Here is a 409-nt window from a genome sequence, read left to right as displayed (position 1 = left end):
CGCGTCAACAGAAGGAACCGTTCAATGCGAACTTGACAAGCCCCGGATCATACAAGTCGAACTTCCACATGACCGAGAGGGCTGGGCGCGTGCTGTCGTCAGTCCAGCGGGTATGCCATTGGCCGATCACATCACGATAAAGGAAACCGGCGTCATGCTCGCCGTGCGGGTCGTTGTCGGGTGTGAAATCCTCAAAGCCCTCGATCATCTTGAGAATGTCGGACTGCGTGTTCTCGTCCAGCGCCGCGATGCCTTGCGTAATCACGGTGCGACAAGTCACACCCATCGTTCGCCGCGCAATGTCGTTCAGCGCCGCGATGGTGGCGATCTGGTCAGTTGTCGCTTCCATTTTCCTCACTCCTTTAGGCGAAGCCGCTGCCTGCGGCCTGCGGCTCTGACCCGCTGGCGA

General features: G+C 59.2%; 1 protein-coding gene. It reads right to left on the bottom strand.

Translation table 11 applies throughout. The features are described 5' to 3' along the window. Nucleotides 1–4: 4 nt before the first annotated feature. Nucleotides 5–409, bottom strand: a 405-nt coding sequence (locus tag AX735_RS16740; protein ID WP_231750155.1) for a DUF3768 domain-containing protein, incomplete at its 5' end; no start/stop codon positions are given.

Origin of the sequence: Blastomonas sp. CCH1-A6 (genome assembly GCF_001556365.1) — a bacterium.
Classification (GTDB): Bacteria; Pseudomonadota; Alphaproteobacteria; order Sphingomonadales; family Sphingomonadaceae; genus Blastomonas; species Blastomonas ursincola.
This window is presented reverse-complemented; position numbering and strand designations above follow the sequence as displayed.